The organism is Psychroflexus halocasei (genome assembly GCF_900107595.1).
Taxonomy (GTDB): Bacteria; Bacteroidota; Bacteroidia; order Flavobacteriales; family Flavobacteriaceae; genus Psychroflexus; species Psychroflexus halocasei.
Genome location: NZ_FNQF01000001.1, coordinates 67,530 through 84,077, shown reverse-complemented (window position 1 = coordinate 84,077; position 16,548 = coordinate 67,530). Strand labels below are relative to the sequence as shown.

At 34.1% G+C, this 16,548-nt stretch carries 16 protein-coding genes and 1 tRNA gene; 13 read left to right on the top strand and 4 right to left on the bottom strand.

Annotation, left to right across the window (positions count from 1 at the left end):
* Positions 1–78 precede the first annotated feature (78 nt).
* From topA to BLV84_RS00310, 7 genes are all read left to right on the top strand, one after another.
* Complete coding sequence (gene topA / locus BLV84_RS00340) at positions 79–2,625, top strand: type I DNA topoisomerase (RefSeq protein WP_093237787.1); 2,547 nt, start codon at positions 79–81, stop codon at positions 2,623–2,625.
* Positions 2,625–3,794: a formimidoylglutamase gene (locus BLV84_RS00335; protein WP_093237784.1), complete on the top strand. Its 1,170-nt coding sequence runs from the start codon at positions 2,625–2,627 to the stop codon at positions 3,792–3,794. The genes topA and BLV84_RS00335 overlap by 1 nt, the downstream gene beginning before the upstream one ends.
* Before the next feature lie 101 nt (positions 3,795–3,895).
* Positions 3,896–5,281, top strand: coding sequence for a T9SS ring complex lipoprotein PorK/GldK (gene porK, locus BLV84_RS00330; protein ID WP_093237781.1), 1,386 nt, complete (start codon positions 3,896–3,898; stop codon positions 5,279–5,281).
* A 42-nt stretch (positions 5,282–5,323) separates the two neighbouring features.
* Entirely contained in the window at positions 5,324–5,986 is a 663-nt protein-coding gene (porL, locus tag BLV84_RS00325; RefSeq protein WP_093237778.1) for a type IX secretion system motor protein PorL/GldL, read from the top strand.
* 31 nt (positions 5,987–6,017) lie between these two features.
* On the top strand, positions 6,018–7,577 hold the full coding sequence (porM, locus tag BLV84_RS00320; protein ID WP_093237775.1) for a type IX secretion system motor protein PorM/GldM: 1,560 nt from the start codon (positions 6,018–6,020) through the stop codon (positions 7,575–7,577).
* Between the two features lie 11 nt (positions 7,578–7,588).
* Positions 7,589–8,614 (top strand): type IX secretion system ring subunit PorN/GldN, encoded by a 1,026-nt coding sequence (porN, locus tag BLV84_RS00315; protein ID WP_093237772.1) that lies wholly within the window; start codon positions 7,589–7,591, stop codon positions 8,612–8,614.
* 58 nt (positions 8,615–8,672) lie between these two features.
* Positions 8,673–9,719 carry an NAD(P)/FAD-dependent oxidoreductase gene (locus BLV84_RS00310; RefSeq protein ID WP_093237769.1) on the top strand — a complete coding sequence of 349 codons (1,047 nt, stop codon included), beginning with the start codon at positions 8,673–8,675 and terminating at the stop codon, positions 9,717–9,719.
* Here BLV84_RS00310 and BLV84_RS00305 read toward each other — a convergent pair.
* Positions 9,704–10,045 carry a DUF983 domain-containing protein gene (locus BLV84_RS00305; RefSeq protein WP_234953056.1) on the bottom strand — a complete coding sequence of 114 codons (342 nt, stop codon included), beginning with the start codon at positions 10,043–10,045 and terminating at the stop codon, positions 9,704–9,706. The two genes, BLV84_RS00310 and BLV84_RS00305, sit on opposite strands and share 16 nt — an antisense overlap.
* Positions 10,046–10,135: 90 nt before the next feature.
* Here BLV84_RS00305 and BLV84_RS00300 point away from each other — a divergent pair, with 90 nt between their 5' ends.
* Complete coding sequence (locus BLV84_RS00300) at positions 10,136–12,058, top strand: ABC-F family ATP-binding cassette domain-containing protein (RefSeq protein WP_093237764.1); 1,923 nt, start codon at positions 10,136–10,138, stop codon at positions 12,056–12,058.
* A 3-nt stretch (positions 12,059–12,061) separates the two neighbouring features.
* Positions 12,062–12,241, top strand: a complete 180-nt coding sequence (locus tag BLV84_RS00295; RefSeq protein WP_093237761.1) for a zinc ribbon domain-containing protein — start codon at positions 12,062–12,064, stop codon at positions 12,239–12,241.
* On the opposite strand, the gene BLV84_RS00290 is transcribed toward BLV84_RS00295, so the two are convergent.
* Entirely contained in the window at positions 12,242–12,403 is a 162-nt protein-coding gene (locus BLV84_RS00290) for a DUF1328 domain-containing protein (RefSeq protein WP_093237759.1), read from the bottom strand. It lies immediately after the preceding gene.
* A 210-nt stretch (positions 12,404–12,613) separates the two neighbouring features.
* Here BLV84_RS00290 and BLV84_RS00285 point away from each other — a divergent pair.
* From BLV84_RS00285 to BLV84_RS00270, 4 genes are all read left to right on the top strand, one after another.
* Positions 12,614–12,686, top strand: a tRNA-Met gene (locus BLV84_RS00285).
* Between the two features lie 535 nt (positions 12,687–13,221).
* Complete coding sequence (locus BLV84_RS00280; protein WP_093237757.1) at positions 13,222–14,535, top strand: tyrosine-type recombinase/integrase; 1,314 nt, start codon at positions 13,222–13,224, stop codon at positions 14,533–14,535.
* Positions 14,536–14,680: 145 nt separating this feature from the next.
* Entirely contained in the window at positions 14,681–14,866 is a 186-nt protein-coding gene (locus tag BLV84_RS00275; protein WP_093237756.1) for a hypothetical protein, read from the top strand.
* Between the two features lie 44 nt (positions 14,867–14,910).
* Positions 14,911–15,324 carry a hypothetical protein gene (locus BLV84_RS00270; protein WP_093237755.1) on the top strand — a complete coding sequence of 138 codons (414 nt, stop codon included), beginning with the start codon at positions 14,911–14,913 and terminating at the stop codon, positions 15,322–15,324.
* Between the two features lie 409 nt (positions 15,325–15,733).
* Here BLV84_RS00270 and BLV84_RS00265 read toward each other — a convergent pair whose 3' ends face one another.
* Together BLV84_RS00265 and BLV84_RS00260 are read right to left on the bottom strand one after the other, a co-directional pair.
* The gene (locus BLV84_RS00265) at positions 15,734–16,171 is read right to left on the bottom strand and encodes a hypothetical protein (RefSeq protein ID WP_093237753.1); all 438 of its coding nucleotides are present in this window, start codon (positions 16,169–16,171) and stop codon (positions 15,734–15,736) included.
* Complete coding sequence (locus tag BLV84_RS00260) at positions 16,171–16,542, bottom strand: helix-turn-helix domain-containing protein (protein ID WP_093237750.1); 372 nt, start codon at positions 16,540–16,542, stop codon at positions 16,171–16,173. Before BLV84_RS00260 ends, BLV84_RS00265 begins: the two co-directional genes overlap by 1 nt.
* Between the last annotated feature and the right edge of the window lie 6 nt (positions 16,543–16,548).

The following is a 16,548-nucleotide window of genomic DNA, read 5'->3' as shown; positions in this document are numbered from 1 at the left end:
TGTAAAAAGTGACTTTAGGTGATTTCTTGATGAAAATGAAAAATTTCATATACTTTTGCAGCAGAAATTCGTGAGTTCATGGCAAAAAATTTAGTTATAGTAGAGTCACCTGCAAAGGCAAAAACAATTGAGAAGTTTTTAGGAAAAGACTTCAAGGTAGAATCAAGTTTTGGTCATATTGCAGATTTACCTTCAAAGGAATTAGGCGTTGATGTTGATGCTGATTTTAAACCAAAATATGTCGTTAGCAGTGATAAGAAAGATGTTGTTAAACGCTTATCAAAACTAGCTAAAACTGCTGAAATGGTTTGGTTAGCGAGTGATGAAGATAGAGAAGGAGAGGCGATTGCATGGCATTTAGCTGAAGAGTTAAATCTTGAAAAAGAAAAAACAAAACGAATTGTTTTTTCTGAAATTACTAAAACAGCAATTCAGAAAGCGATTAAAAATCCGCGAGAGATTGATTATAATTTAGTTGATGCACAACAGGCGCGTCGAGTTTTAGATAGATTAGTCGGTTATGAGTTGTCTCCAGTTTTATGGAGAAAAGTAAAAGGAGGTTTATCGGCTGGTCGTGTGCAATCTGTTTCAGTTAGATTAATTGTTGAGCGTGAACGCGATATTTTAGATTTTGACCCAAAAGCTTCATACCGAGTTGATGCAGAATTTGAAACTGAAGACAAATCTAAATTTAAAGCCAAACTTCCTAAAAATTTAAAAGACGATAAAACTGTTGAGAAATTTTTAGAAGCTCAGAAGAATGCAAAATTCACTGTTGCTGATTTAACAAAAAAACCAGCAAAGAAAACCCCAGCACCACCATTTACAACATCTACACTTCAGCAAGAAGCTGCTAGGAAGTTGTACTTCTCAGTGAGTAAAACCATGCAAATGGCACAGCGATTATATGAAGCTGGACATATTACTTATATGAGAACTGATAGTGTCAATTTATCAACTCAAGCTAAAGAAGGTGCAAAACAAGAAATAGAAAAGGCTTATGGCGATCAATATCATAAAGCCAGAAATTATAAAGGGAAGTCTAAAGGAGCTCAAGAAGCTCACGAGGCAATCCGTCCAACAAATTTTGCAAATCATAGTATTTCAGCAGAAAGAGATCAGCAGCGTTTATATGAGTTGATCTGGAAAAGAGGTATCGCCTCTCAAATGAGCGATGCGCAATTGGAAAGAACGAATGTAAAAATTGATTCTTCAGAAGTTAAGGAACAATTTACTGCAAATGGAGAAATTGTCAAATTTGATGGTTTTCTAAAAGTGTATTTAGAAGGGCATGATGATGAAGAAGAAGAAAAAGCAGGATTTTTACCAGCGATGAAAGTTGGTGATGCACTTGATAATAATTATATCAAAGCAACGGAACGTTACACGCGACCGCCAGCACGCTATACAGAAGCCTCTTTAGTAAAGAAGTTAGAAGAGCTCGGTATTGGTCGACCTTCAACTTATGCGCCGACAATTTCCACAATTCAGAATAGAAAGTACATTGAAAAAGGTTCTATAGAGGGTAAAGAAAGAAAATACAGTCAATACCTTCTAAAGAATTCAGAATTCAAGAAAAAAGAATTGTCTGAAATGGTTGGAAGTGATAAAGGTAAACTAGTTCCGACAGATGTAGGAATGGTCGTAAATGACTTTTTGGTCAATCATTTTGGAGGTATTGTCGATTATAACTTTACAGCAAAACTCGAGCAAGATTTTGATGAGGTTGCTAGTGGAAATGAAAAATGGTCTAAAGTAATGGCCGATTTTTATAAAAAATTCCATCCCGTTGTGGAAGATGTCGCTAAAAATGCTGAGCGTGAAGTTGGCGAAAGAGTTTTAGGTAAAGATCCAGAAACAGGTAAACCAGTGAGTGCGCGTTTAGGGAAATTTGGACCTATGGTTCAGATCGGTAGTGTGGAAGATGAAGAAAAACCGAGATTTGCGAGTTTAAAACCAGGGCAAAGCTTAAATTCAGTAACCTATGAAGAAGCGATGGATTTGTTTAAGCTTCCAAAAGATTTAGGTACATATAAGGAGGAAAAAGTAGAAGCGAATGTTGGTCGATATGGACCTTATGTTCGATTTGGAAAAAAGTTCGTTTCTCTTGATAAAGGTGAAGATCCGCTTGATGTCACTTTTGAAAGAGCCGTTGAGTTAATCAAAGCTAAGGAAAAGGCTGATGAGCCAATTCATTATTATCAAGATAAAGGCGTTCAAAAAGGTGTGGGGCGATTTGGTCCTTACCTGAAGTGGAATGACATATTTATCAATGTCAATAAGAAGTATGATTTTGATAACCTCTCAGAAGCAGATATCGAAGAGTTAATTGAAGATAAACTTCAGAAAGAACGTGATAAATTGATTCATCATTGGGAAGACGAAGGAATTAAGCTTGAGAAAGCCCGTTGGAAGCGTTTTAAGTTGAGTCAAGGTAAAACGAAAGTGGAATTACCTAAGACAATTAATGCTGAAGAAATGACCTTAGAGGAGGCAAAAGCGATTTTGGAGAAAAACACGAAGAAGAAACCAAAACGTAAATCAGCTGCTAAAAAGAAAACTTCTAGTAAAAAGACTACAGCTAAGAAAAAGCCAGCTGCAAAAAAGACTAAAAAGAAATCTTAATGAGTTTTGAGTTTTTAAAACCTGTTTCTGAGTCTTTAAAAAATAAATTTGAGACAGCTGAAACAACGCGATTATTTAGACGTGTAGATTTTTATGAGCATGTATCTGATTTTGATTTTTCGTTTTATGATATAGCGATTCTGTCTATTGATGATGCAAGAAATTCAGTTAAGCCTAACAGGCATCAAGTTGATTATGATGCGATAAGAGAATCATTTTATCGACTTCATTCGGGTTCTTGGAAATCTGAAATATTAGATTTGGGACATATTTCTCAAGGCGAAAGTGTAGAAGACACTTACTTTGTTGTCAAGAATATTGTTTCAGAACTTTATAAACAAAATGTTGTTTGCTTGGTTTTAGGAGGTAGTCAAGATCTTAGTTTTCCGCTTTACAGAGCATTTGATAATCATGAATATATGGTTAATCTAACATCAATCGATACGAAATTTGATTTAGGAAGTGCAGACGAGAATTTTTCAAATCATTCTTATATGGGGAAAATTGTTGTCGATGAACCCTATAATCTTTTCAATTATTCAAATCTGGGTTTTTTGACATTTTACAATGCGCAAGAAGAAATTGATTTGATGGATCAGCTTTATTTTGAAGCAATCCGTTATGGAGAGTTGCATAAAGATATTACTTTAGTTGAACCAACATTGAGAGATTCAGATTTGATTAGTTTTGATGTTACATCTATCAAAGCCTCAACATTGCAAGATCATCAACATACTATGCCAAATGGTTTTGATGGGATGCAAGCTTGTGCAATGAGTCGTTATTCAGGAATGAGTAATCATGCAAAGTGTTTTTTCTTGTCTGAATTACAGTCAATATCGTCATCTCAAGTGTTTAACGAATTGATTGCTCAAATGATGTGGTACTTTTTAGAAGGCTATCATTTAAGACAGCCAGAGAAATTAAATTCAGAAAACAGGATGCTAACGAGTTATAAAGTAGCCATTGATTTTCAGAATGATGAGTATCTAGAATTTGTTAAGAGTGAGTTAACGAATAAGTGGTGGATTAAAACACCAGAGAAATTTTTAGATAATAATAACAATAAACATGCGTTATTATCTTGTAGTGAAAATGACTATCTAGAAGCCTGTAAAGGAAACGTACCAGAAAAGTGGTATCGAGCTAAATTAAAAGGTTACTTTTGATTTTTTTTAGAAAGTTTAAGCTATTATTAAGAAATTTATTGTTTTTTTGAAAATTAAATTTTAGGTTTACGGCCTAATTATTAGAAATAATTCTTTTAGAAATGAGAAAAGTCGTCCAAATTATTGTTTTAGCATTGCTTGTAACAAGTTGTGGGAAAAGTGACAAAGGTCAAGTTGTCGGTGTGAAAGGGAAGTCGTGGAATCCAGAGCGTCCATACGGAATGATCCTCGTTGAAGGAGGTTCGTTCATCATGGGTAAATCTGACTACGATATCGCTGGATTGAAAGATGCGCCAACCAAGACCGTGACTGTTCCATCTTTTTACATGGATGAAACAGAAATTACGAACTCTGAATATAAACAGTTTGTTTATTATGTTAGAGACTCTGTCGTTCGTCAGAAATTAGCAGAAGCAGCAGAATTTGCAGGAGGTGGTGCTGGCGCAGGAGGAGGTAATCAGGGTTCAATCCAAGATTATGCTTTTAAAAATTCTCAGTCTGGAAATAATAATGCGCAACAAAATTTAACTCCTTACCAAGAGTTCTCAAAGCATTACGATCCGATGAAACAATTATTAAATTGGGATATCGACATTAAGTGGAAAACTGGAGAGTATCCTGATCAAGACTATGTGATGGTCATGGATGAGTTTTTCTTATCTGATGATCAATCTTATAACGGTGAGCGTATGATGGACGTTACGAAGTTTAAATACAGTTATAAAGAAATGGATATTCAGGCTGCCGCAAGAGATAAATCAGGTGATCGCTCAAATTTTGTTAAAGAACACGATGTTGAGGTGTATCCAGATACTACAGTATGGATTAAAGATTTTAATTATTCATACAATGTTCCAATGCATAATGATTACTTTATTCATGAAGCTTTTGACAATTATCCAGTCGTTGGTGTGAATTGGCATCAGGCTAAAGCATTTTCTCAATGGAGAACATTGTATTTGAAAAATTATAAAAAAGATAAAGGAAGTAGAAATGAAACTTCTAGAGTAGAATCATTTAGATTGCCATCTGAAGCTGAGTGGGAGTATGCTGCAAGAGGTGGTTTGCAATCTGCAACTTATCCATGGGGTGGACCTTACACAAAAGACGATCGCGCCTGCTTTTTGGCTAACTTTAAACCTTTAAGGGGGGATTATGCAGCTGATGAAGCCTTGTATACAGTTGAAGCAGACTCTTATGAGCCAAATGGATTTGGTTTGTACAATATGTCTGGTAATGTTGCTGAGTGGGTAGATACTTCATATAATCCTAACTCTTATGAATATATGTCTAGTATGAGTCCTAATGTTAATAACGCAAAAAACAAACGTAAAGTTATTAGAGGTGGTTCATGGAAAGATGTGAGTTATTACTTACAAGTGAGTACTAGGGATTATGAATATGCAGATACAGCAAGAAGCTATATCGGTTTCAGAACTGTTCAAAATTATTTGGGGAACACCTTTAATTTGAATTCAAATTTTTAAATCAATAAACAACAATCAATAAACTAAAATTAAATTATTATTATGGCTAAATCACAAAAAGGAAAGAAAATAATGAATATGGTTTACGGTCTTGGAGCCGCAATCGTAATTATTGGTGCATTATTTAAAATTCAACACATTGAAATCGGACCATTGACAGGTGGTGTAATGTTAACGTTAGGTCTTGTGACTGAGGCGATTGTATTTGCGATATCCGCATTTGAGCCTGTGGATCAAGAATTGGACTGGTCTAAGGTTTATCCTGAATTGTCTGGAGCAAATGTCTCATCACGTAAAGGATCTTCAAATGCTGTAGCTACTCAAGAAAAAGAAGAAGAAATGCTTTCTAAAAAATTAGATGCGATGCTTAAAGAAGCAAAGATTGATGCTAAGTTAATGGAAAGCCTAGGAGATAGTATTAAAAACTTTGAAGGTGCAGCTAAAGGTATAGCTCCTGCAACTGACGCAATGGCATCTCAAAAGAAGTATAGTCAAGAAATGGGGTTAGCTGCTGCTCAAATGGAGTCTTTAAACAGTCTTTATAAGGTTCAGTTAGAGTCTGCTTCTAAACAAGCGGAGGCTAATGAAGCTGTTGCGCAAAATGCAGGAAAACTTAAAGATCAAATGGAGTCTTTAACAGCAAATCTTAATTCACTTAATGGTGTTTACGGTGGTATGCTAACTGCAATGAGACCTAAAGCCTAATTAATTTATATAATAAATAAACTAAAATTAAATGGCAGGAGGAAAAGAAACACCAAGACAGAAAATGATTAATTTGATGTATTTAGTATTTATTGCAATGCTTGCACTAAATATGTCAAAAGAGGTCTTATCTGCTTTTGGTACCGTAAATGAGTCGCTTGAAAATTCTAATGAATCTTTCGAGTCAAAGAACCAAGCAGCGCTTGAAGGTTTAAATCAAAAAGCTGCAGAATCACCAGATCAGTATAGGGAAGCATCTCTGAAAGCTAAAAAAGTATCTGATGCAACAAATGAACTTTATACTTATTTTGTAGGATTAAAAGATGAAATGTATGCCTCTGTTAAGGATCCTAAGGATTACGAAACAATGGATAAAGATCAATTCCTTAATGAAAAATTTGCCCAAAGTGGTAAGTTAAAACCAGCGGGACAAGAATTTAAGGATAACATGGCTACTTATAAAAATAAGATGGTTGAAGTTTTAGGGGATAATCCTAAATACGCTCCTTATATTAAATCAATAAAAGAGAAATACTCGCCAGATCCAGTTATAGATAGAGATAATAAAGAAAGAGAGTATATCGAATACCATTTTTTAGGGTATCCACTAATCTCTTCAATCACTAAAATCACCAACCTTCAAAATGGTTTGAAAGTTTTAGAGAATGAAATCCTATCTTCAATGTTGTCAGGACAATTGACCGAAATTGCATCGATGAATAACTATTCAACTTTATTGCAAACAACAAGAGGTGCATACTACCAAGGTCAAGAGTTTGATGGATCTATTGTTTTAGGTCGTACAGACAATTCTACTGTACCTAACGAAGTTCACTTAACTTTGGATGGTCGTAAACTTGTTAAAGACAAAGATTTTATTATCGATGGTGGTCAAGTTAAATTAACAGTAAACGCTGGAAATACTGGTGACCATACAATTGAGGGTAACTTGATTTTTAAACAAGACGGTGAAGATATTGAAGTCGCTGTGAATCAGTCATACTCAGTGATACCTAAGCCAAATCAGGCTATTGTTTCTGCAGATAAAATGAACGTTGTTTACCGAGGGATTGAAAACCCATTGACAATTTCAATGCCTGGTGTTTCCGGTAATAAAGTTAACGCATCAGCACCTGGTATGAGAAAGATTAAAGGTTCTAACTATGTTGTTAAACCAACAAGAGGAACAGAGCTTAAAATCAATGTCACTGGATCAGTTGAAGGTGAAAAAGTAAGTTCAACTTCTGTTTTCAGAATTAAAGACTTACCAAGACCTACACCGACAGTTAGAGGTCAATTGCAAGAAGGTGGTGCAGTAAAAATGCCACGTAAAGCACTTGAAATATCTCCAATTGGGGCGACTTTTGAAAATTTTGATTTTGATTTATCACCTGTTGTGAGAAGATTTACTGTCAGTGTTCCAGGACAACCATCTGTTGTTGTTAATGGAAGCAGATTTAGTGCTGAAGCTGCAAAGCTTTTAAGCAGAGCTAAAACAGGAGATATTATACAAATATTTGATATTAAAGCTGACGTGCCTGGCGTTAACGTTAAAAACATGCCAGCATTATTAGTACAATTAACTAATTAATAAAGAGTAAAATGAGATTAGCAGTTAATTTTTTAGGATTAGTATTATGCTTTGGGTTGTTCAATACAGCCAGAGCTCAATCAACCATGCTTAACGCAGATAAACCATCAGATGTTAGCCGGTTGAATGATGATCAAACAAAATTTGATGATGATAAGCCATTACCTTATGGCTATGTAGGAGATAGAGATATCATGTGGTATAAGATTGTTTGGGAAAAAATCGATCTTGATCAAAAAATTAACTATCCGCTTCTCTATCCACTGAATGATAACAGTGTTGATGATAGCAGAAGATCTTTATTTCAGGTTTTAGTTGATGCTATGGAAGATGCTGCTGAAAGTGGTTCTGATACGATTGGTATTTCTCAAGTCTATGCGACTAGCTATTTCAACGAAGATGGTAGAAAGTCAATGGAGGAAATAAAATCAGCTACGAAGGCTATTTTCTTACCGAACGCAGCACTTAGTATTTTAGGTCAGTATGAAATTACTGGTACTGAAAATGTTGAGCTTTTTAAACAAAGAGCGATGGCTGAAAAGTTAGGAGAGTTTCCAGAACTTTATCCACAAGATTTAGTTGATCAGATGAAGCCTTACATGATTCCTACAGAAATTACTGCTGCTAATATCAAAGAATATCATATCAAGGGAATGTGGTATTTTGATAAACGTCAAGGAGAGATGAAATATAGGTTGTTAGGTATTGCACCTGCGGGCTATGATATTAACTCTCAGAATCCTACGTTCTCTGGAGATCCTCAAGTGATACCTTATTTTTGGGTTTGGTTTCCAGATGCAAGACAGGTCTTACACAATTCTAAAGTTTTGAATCCTGAAAATGGCTCAAAACCAATTAGTTTTGATCACTTGTTAAACTCAAGACGTTTCAGTTCTTTTATTTACAAAACAGAAAATATGTATGAAGATCGTCAAGTGAAAGATTACATTCCTGATAACTCTCAAATGCAACTCTTAGAAGCAGAACGTTTAAAAGAAGAAATCCGAAACTTTGAATTAGATATGTGGAACTATTAATCTCAGATTGCATTAATTGAAATATATTAGCCTTTACAAATTTGTAAAGGCTTTTTTTATGTTTAATAACACGCTTATTGTTGGTTTCGGAATTGCAGGTGTCACTATTGCTCATCGTTTACATAATTCTAATCATAAATTCAAGATTATTTCTGACCAATCACAATGCGCTTCCCGTACTGCTGGTGGTGTCATCAATCCAATTGCGCTGAAGAGATACAAAAAAGCATGGAAAGCAGATGTATTTTATCATGAAGCTATCAAATTTTATCGTTTTTTAGAAACTCGATTAGATGCTGATTTATTGAAGTCTAAACCAATTTATAAGGCTTTAAATTCAGCTGAAGATCAAAATGACTTTTTGATCGCTTCAGATCGGAATTTCCTAGATCAGTTCTTATCTCCTAAAATCTTATCTGATAGTAAAATCTTTACTACAACTGATGTTATTGGAGAAGTCAAATCAACTTTTACAATTGATTTGAATAGCTTGTTAGATAGTTCTGCTGAATTTTTTAGAGATATTTATATTTCAGATTCATTTCGTTTTGAAGAATTAGAGTTTTTAGAAAACGGTCATTTTTTATATAGAAACGAAACTTTTACTCATGTGATCTTCTGCGAAGGATTTGGGATAAATATCAATCCGTTTTTTAATGATTTACCTATTTATGGGAACAAAGGTGAGTATTTAATTATATCGTCAACTGATTTGAATTATCAAGAAGTCATTTTAAAGTCGAGATACTTTTTGATTCCTTTAGGTGGAGATTTGTATAAGTTTGGAGCTAATTATGATAGAAAATCTCTCAATAATCAACCTACTAAAGAAACGCGAGATCATTTAAAAATAGAATTTGAAAAAATGATAACTTGCGAATATGAGATAGTCAATCAAGTTGCTGGTGTCAGACCAACTGTGAAAGATAGAAAGCCTGTATTAGGTTGTCACCCAAAACATTGTAACTTATATGTTTTTAATGGTTTTGGAAGTCGAGGAGTTCTTGCAGCACCTAGTTTAAGCGAAACTCTTTATGAGTTTATTTTCAATGATAAAGAGCTTCATAAAGAAATTAATGTCAAACGATTTTATTCTCCCTTATAATTAATAAAAAGGTTAATCCAAATATTTCTTGACAATCTAATAATAATTGGCATCAGTATAATAAGAACTGCAATAATCACATAAAAAGAATTAATTGCACTCATGCCAATAAAAAAATATGTAATGATAAAAGAAGCAACAGAGAAAGCAACTCCTAGAGCATAACTCACATACATTGCACCAAAGAAGAAGGAGGGTTCTATTTTATATTTTAAACCACATTTTGAGCATTTATCATGCATTTTAAAAATCTGTGTTATTTTATATGGATTTTTTTCAACATACATACTCTCACCGTGACAGACTGGGCACGTTCCGAAAAGCATACTATTCAGTTTACTTCCTTTAAACATTCTTTTAGCTTAATTAGTTTAACATTGCAAAAATACTAATATTTGCATAAAATAGAGTGATTAATGTTACATATAAATAAGCTTTCTGTTTCTTTCGGAGGAACCTATTTGTTTAAAGAAATTAGTTTTAAGCTAAGTGCTGGGGATCGCCTCGGTTTGATTGGTAAAAATGGAGCTGGCAAATCTACTTTACTCAAAATATTGTCAGGTGAAACAGATATTGCAGAAGGCGAAATTGCCAAAGAAAAAAGCATTCGATTAGGTTTTTTAAAGCAAGACATTGATTTTGTAGAGGGAAGAACGGTTTTAGAAGAAGCTTATCAGGCTTTTGAAGAATTAAAATCAATTGAGAAAAAACTTGATTATATCAATACGCAGCTTGCTGAACGTACTGACTATGAGAGTGATTCTTATCATCAATTAATGGTTGATTTAAATGATTATCAACATCAGTTTGAAATCTTAGGCGGCTATAATTATCAGGGCGAAACGGAACGAATTTTAAAAGGATTAGGTTTTAAGGAGTCTGATTTCAATCAGTTGACTGACACCTTTTCTGGTGGTTGGCGAATGCGTATTGAGCTAGCTAAACTTTTATTACAAAGCAATGATATCCTTTTGCTGGATGAGCCAACAAACCATCTTGATATTGAAAGTATCATTTGGCTTGAAGGTTTTCTGAAAAATTTTTCAGGTTGCGTTGTTATTGTTTCTCACGACACAAAATTTTTGGATAACGTGACTAATAGAACAATTGAAATCTCTCTTGGCCGTATTTATGATTATAATAAGCCTTATTCTGAATTTAAAGGTTTGCGACATGAAATTCGAGAGCAACAGTTGGCTGCTCAAAAAAATCAGCAAAGAGAAATAAAACAAACAGAAAAGCTAATTGATAAATTTAGAGCTAAGGCAAACAAAGCATCGATGGCTCAATCACTGATTAAGAAACTTGAGAAAACAGATGTTATTGAGGTTGACGAAGAGGATAATTCTGTTATGAATGTTAATTTCAGTATTTCAAAAAATCCGGGTAAAATAATTTTTGAAGCTGATAATCTCAAAAAATCTTTTGGTGATGATTTAGTCTTTAAAGATTTGTCATTCATTTTAGAAAGGAATTCTAAGATTGCTTTTGTTGGACAAAATGGTCAGGGAAAATCTACACTTGCCAAAATATTAGTGAATGAACATTCTCATGAAGGTCAGCTTAAAGTTGGGCACAACGTTGAGGTTGGATATTTTGCCCAAAATCAAGCGGAATATTTAGATCCTAATATCACAGTTTATGACACAATGATTAATGCTGCGAATAATAGTAATCGTAGTAAAGTTCGTGATATTCTTGGTGCTTTTCTTTTTAGAGGAGATGATGTTGATAAGTATGTTAAAGTTCTATCTGGAGGAGAAAGAAATAGACTTGCGTTAGCTAAAATGATTTTGACGCCTTTTAATGTTTTGATCATGGATGAGCCAACAAACCATTTGGATATACAATCTAAGAATGTCTTAAAAAGTGCTTTAGAAAACTTTGAAGGAACACTCATTCTGGTTTCTCACGATCGTGATTTTCTACAAGGTTTGGCTTCAACAGTTTATGAGTTTAAAGACAATAGAGTTAAGGAATTTCTCGGTGACATTAATGCCTATTTAGAACATCGCGAACTCGAATCGATGAGAGATGTTGAAAAGAAAACAGTCACTCAACAAAGCCGATCAGAATCAAAAGAAACTGAAACAAATTCTAAAGATGACTACAAGCTTCAAAAAAAGAAAAAAACTTTGTCTAATAAACTAAGCAATAAAGAAGCTGAAATAAATAGGTTGGAACGAGAAATTGAAGAGCATGACCAGAAACTAGCTGCTGATTATGATAAAACAGCAGCGATTCCTGATTTTTTTAAAAATTATGAATCAAAGAAAACGAAAATAAATAAGCTGATGGAAGAATGGGAGTCTTTACAAATTGAGCTTGAAAATATTTAAACCATGATAGAGCATTTTTTTCAATGTCCATATTGTTGGCAAAATATTTCTATGCTATTAGAACCTGGCTTTAATCAAAGTTATATTGAAGATTGCGAGGTTTGTTGTCAACCCATTCGGATCAGAGTTGAATTTAATAATAATCAACTTATCAGTTTCAGTTCTGATTCTATAGAGCAGTAATTATCTTTTGAATAAACTAGATATTAGTGATAACACAAATAATACTATAAAAATATAAAAGATAATTTTTGCAATCTCAGCTGCACCAGCAGCGATACCTCCAAAGCCTAAAACGGCTGCAATTAAAGCGATGATTAAAAATGTTACAATCCAACGTATCATAATTATTATTTTTTAGGGTTAAATTAAATTTAGTTGTAATTTACTATCAAATTAAGTTAATAAATTAAATTTTAAGGCTTTAATTAACAAAGATTAAACAGTATCTGTTTAATTGAATAAGCAAATTTTGATGAGAATTAGTCTTTTTACAAAAAAGTTAAATTTAATTTGTTTAATCCGAAATTAGATTATATATTTGCACCACGAAATCGCGGGATAGAGCAGCAGGTAGCTCGTCGGGCTCATAACCCGAAGGTCACTGGTTCGAGTCCAGTTCCCGCTACTACAAAGCTTCAGTTTTTACTGGAGCTTTTTTTGTTTATTGAGGTCACTGGTTCCCCCGACGCTTCGGGGCAGTTCCCGCTACTACAAAGCTTCAGTTTTTACTGGAGCTTTTTTTGTTTATTGAGGTCACTGGTTCCCCCGACGCTTCGGGGCAGTTCCCGCTACAGTTCCCGCTACTACAAAGCTTCAGTTTTTACTGGAGCTTTTTTTGTTTATTGAGGTCACTGGTTCCCCCGACGCTTCGGGGCAGTTCCCGCTACTACAAAGCTTCAGTTTTTACTGGAGCTTTTTTTGTTTATTGAGGTCACTGGTTCCCCCGACGCTTCGGGGCAGTTCCCGCTACTACAAAGCTTCAGTTTTTACTGGAGCTTTTTTTGTTTATTGAGGTCACTGGTTCCCCCGACGCTTCGGGGCAGTTCCCGCTACTAGCTTAAAGTTAAGTAAATCAACGGATTGTCTACCACAATCCGTTTTTTTATGCTTTAAGTTTATTACTTTTCCGAACCGTAAACGCTAAAGTAAACGATTTGTCTTTGAAACTAGACTATTCAGAACCCAAAATTTATACAGGTGGTGTAGATATTTCTAATTGGTCCAAACTTCCAGCTCTTAAGAAAAAAGAAGCTTTAAGTAAAAGCTGGTTTGTTTATTATTCCTTTCGTCACCCTGAAACAGGTAAGCTTAAAAAACAGCCTTTTATCAAGGCTGGTGCGAATCAGTTTAAAACTAAGCGAGAGCGCTATTCTTTTCTAAGAACGATGCGAGAAGCCCTTTCAAAGCTGTTAGAACTTGGATTTAATCCCTATAAAGATAACAGCGATCTGGAAGCGAAGCTGTTTTCAGATCAAGGAGAACCAGCTAAAACGCAATCCAAACCCAAAACGCAGACTCAATCAACTTCTGTAACTCAGCCTCATCCAACACCTGTGCCTTTGGAACCTGAGGAAAAAGCGATGAGTATCGATGAGGCCTTCAAGTTTGGACTGTCAATGAAAGAGCATATGATGAATAAAAACTCATACGTTCAATATAAAAGTAGAATTGGTTTATTTGAAAAATGGCTACGTAATGAAAACCTATTTGATAAGCCGATTACAAGCATCACCAAAAAGACCGTTAACCAATACTTAAACAGTATTGTGCAAAAGACCAGTGCTAGAAATCGAAACAATTCCAGGACAGATATTGCTTCCTTATTTCAATTACTAGAAGATAATGAAATTATCACTACCAATTTTGTCCAATCCATACCAAAATTAAAGACCGTTCCTAAGCGAAATAAAACTTATAAACCAGATCAGGAAAAGAAAATCAACACCTACCTGGAAAAACACGATCCAACTTTACATCTGTTTATTAGGTTTATTAGTTATAATTTCCTTAGACCCATTGAAGTCTGTAGACTAAGGATTAAGGATGTGGATTTAAAAGATAAGAAGCTTTACGTTAAGGCTAAAAACCAGCCAGTAAAAATCAAAATTATCCCCGATATTTTGCTTAAAAATATTCCCGACCTATCCAAACTCCCTGCCGATGCATTACTCTTTGGACGCTTTGGGATTGGGGAAGAGTGGAGTGCTGCTGAAACAAACCGTAGAACTGAGTTTTCTAAACGCTTTAAAGGCGTTAAAGATCATTTTGGATTAGGGAAGGACTTTGGCTTATATAGCTTTAGACACACATTTATTACTAAACTATACAGAAAGCTGAGAGAGGAAAATTCTCCCAATGAAACCAAAAGTAAACTCATGCTGATCACAGGTCATTCAACCATGACAGCTTTGGAGAAGTATTTAAGAGATATCGATGCTGAATTACCAGAGGATTACTCACATTTATTTAAGTAAGAGTAAAATTCACTTGTTTGTCAAAGTCGTAAAGTCCAGTAAACTAAAGAAAACTACTTTAAACTACGGTATCCTTTGGTAAACAGTGGTAAACTCCGTTAACCTAATTTGAATTGTTGGCGTCTATCTAATTTCGCGATTAGATATGGATGCAAACACAGCTTATCAGGTAGCGAAAGCACTTCCCAGAGAAGGGCAGGAGCAGTTATTTGAAATGCTCAAAAAGGACTTGTATTCCATTAAACATAAAAAGAAAAAAGGCAGGACTGTTCTTACTGAGGAAGATGCTATTCAGCACTTACTAACTCATGTTTTTAATAAAAAGGACTAGTTAACTGCTAATTAAGCGTAAAACATACGTAAAATTAACGCACAATGGAAAACCATCATTACACCTGTAAGTATTGTAAAGCAGAGTTTATTCCTAAACGAAGAAAAGTACAAAAGTTTTGTAGTACATCCTGCAGAGTTAGACATCACCAATCTTATAAAGGACTCAGAGCAAGTCAATCTTCAGCTTCAAGAGAACCAGTTCAGGATTTAAAGAAACTAGAAGTAGAGAAAATAAGTGTTGCGGGTATTGGTAATGCCGCTATAGGAACCACAGCAGCAGATCTCATAAAAAGTCTATTAACTAAAGAAGAGAATAAGACAGCCACAAAGGCAGATTTACGACGTCTTGAAGGAAAGTTAAAGCGCTTTCATAAAATCAATAACATGAAACCAAATCCTCTTGGACAGTATCCTTTCTTTGATCTGGAGACTGGTGAAGTGGTTTTTAGAACTTGACCTAAAATGGCATTTCATCATCACCATCTTGACTTTTTGTCGATTTAGGTAATGTGAAAAAATAATTCAATTTTCTTCATCAGGCACAGTATCTAATACGTAACTTAAATACTCGTCTGTAGTTATTTACAATGAAATCTACCGTTTTTTAGCTCCTCTAAAGTTATATCGATAAGCCTTTTGTAAGTTGATTCCATAATCTTTGGGGTTTTTAATATTTAATTTAATATCAATTCAAAAATATCATCCGCCAATTTTTCATTAAGTCTCGAATCAATAATTACATCTACAAAACCTAGTTTACAAAAATGAGGTTTAAATTTTCAATGGCCTTTAAAATTATTTCTCTTAGTGGGCTAAGTAGTTGTTTTATGGCTTTTAGTGATGAAAGGTTCATTATTAAAGATTTTTATTCATCTTCAATTCTCATATCTAGCATTTTAGAGGGAGAAACTACGGGAAGAATGAGTTTACTAAAATTTGTCTCTTGTAGTTGTTGATATATTATTCCTCTAGATGTAGAAAAGCTAATACCTAGCAAAGTAGCTATAAATTGACCAGAAAAAACAGGAATATTTTTGTCTTTATCTAATTCATAATGATTTTGTAAGTCTTCAATTTGAAAATAAAAGTCGATATGAAACTTAACCCCAATTTCTTTGGAAGAAAGTAAATTTATAAAGAGTTCAATTTTAATACTCTGATCTTCTAAATTATGCTTTGTGTTGTGGGCAATATTAAATTCAAAATTTAAATTTTTGTTGATAGTATCGTCATTGATGTAAGTGTTAATTACTTCAATGTGATTTAGCTTAATTTTTTCAGGTATAATCGTACTTTTACTCATTAAACTGCTTCTTGTGTATAGTGACTTATTTCGTAATTATCTTTAGCTGTTTCATAGCTTTCTAAATTCCCTTCAATCTTACCTAAGTAAATATAGTTTGGTTCAGGATTCATTAAATCAACACCTAAGGCAATTTCCATTTTAGTAATGCTTTTAAGCGTTAAGTTATGTGTACCTGACAACCATTTAGAAACTTCTGATGGCTTTTTGCCCAACATTTTAGCAAATTCAGTTTTCTTAATCCCCCTATTTTTTAGAATTACACAAACTTGTTGTGTAATTTCAAGGTTTCGTTCTATAAAACGGTCAATTTCGGGGTTCTTATTATCTTCTAACCAATTATTTAGTTTGTTTTCTTCTGGAAATTTCATGGTGTT

What these genes read in the sequence shown, in the direction of transcription:
- topA (WP_093237787.1), top strand. Translation starts at nt 79, where the DNA reads ATGGCAAAAAATTTAGTTATAGTAGAGTCACCTGCAAAGGCAAAAACA.
- BLV84_RS00290 (WP_093237759.1), bottom strand. Translation starts at nt 12,403, where the DNA reads ATGATACGTTGGATTGTAACATTTTTAATCATCGCTTTAATTGCAGCC.
- BLV84_RS00300 (WP_093237764.1), top strand. Translation starts at nt 10,136, where the DNA reads ATGTTACATATAAATAAGCTTTCTGTTTCTTTCGGAGGAACCTATTTG.
- porN (WP_093237772.1), top strand. Translation starts at nt 7,589, where the DNA reads ATGAGATTAGCAGTTAATTTTTTAGGATTAGTATTATGCTTTGGGTTG.
- porK (WP_093237781.1), top strand. Translation starts at nt 3,896, where the DNA reads ATGAGAAAAGTCGTCCAAATTATTGTTTTAGCATTGCTTGTAACAAGT.
- BLV84_RS00305 (WP_234953056.1), bottom strand. Translation starts at nt 10,045, where the DNA reads ATGCTTTTCGGAACGTGCCCAGTCTGTCACGGTGAGAGTATGTATGTT.
- BLV84_RS00265 (WP_093237753.1), bottom strand. Translation starts at nt 16,171, where the DNA reads ATGAGTAAAAGTACGATTATACCTGAAAAAATTAAGCTAAATCACATT.
- BLV84_RS00260 (WP_093237750.1), bottom strand. Translation starts at nt 16,542, where the DNA reads ATGAAATTTCCAGAAGAAAACAAACTAAATAATTGGTTAGAAGATAAT.
- BLV84_RS00295 (WP_093237761.1), top strand. Translation starts at nt 12,062, where the DNA reads ATGATAGAGCATTTTTTTCAATGTCCATATTGTTGGCAAAATATTTCT.
- BLV84_RS00270 (WP_093237755.1), top strand. Translation starts at nt 14,911, where the DNA reads ATGGAAAACCATCATTACACCTGTAAGTATTGTAAAGCAGAGTTTATT.
- BLV84_RS00335 (WP_093237784.1), top strand. Translation starts at nt 2,625, where the DNA reads ATGAGTTTTGAGTTTTTAAAACCTGTTTCTGAGTCTTTAAAAAATAAA.
- BLV84_RS00275 (WP_093237756.1), top strand. Translation starts at nt 14,681, where the DNA reads ATGGATGCAAACACAGCTTATCAGGTAGCGAAAGCACTTCCCAGAGAA.
- porM (WP_093237775.1), top strand. Translation starts at nt 6,018, where the DNA reads ATGGCAGGAGGAAAAGAAACACCAAGACAGAAAATGATTAATTTGATG.
- porL (WP_093237778.1), top strand. Translation starts at nt 5,324, where the DNA reads ATGGCTAAATCACAAAAAGGAAAGAAAATAATGAATATGGTTTACGGT.
- BLV84_RS00310 (WP_093237769.1), top strand. Translation starts at nt 8,673, where the DNA reads ATGTTTAATAACACGCTTATTGTTGGTTTCGGAATTGCAGGTGTCACT.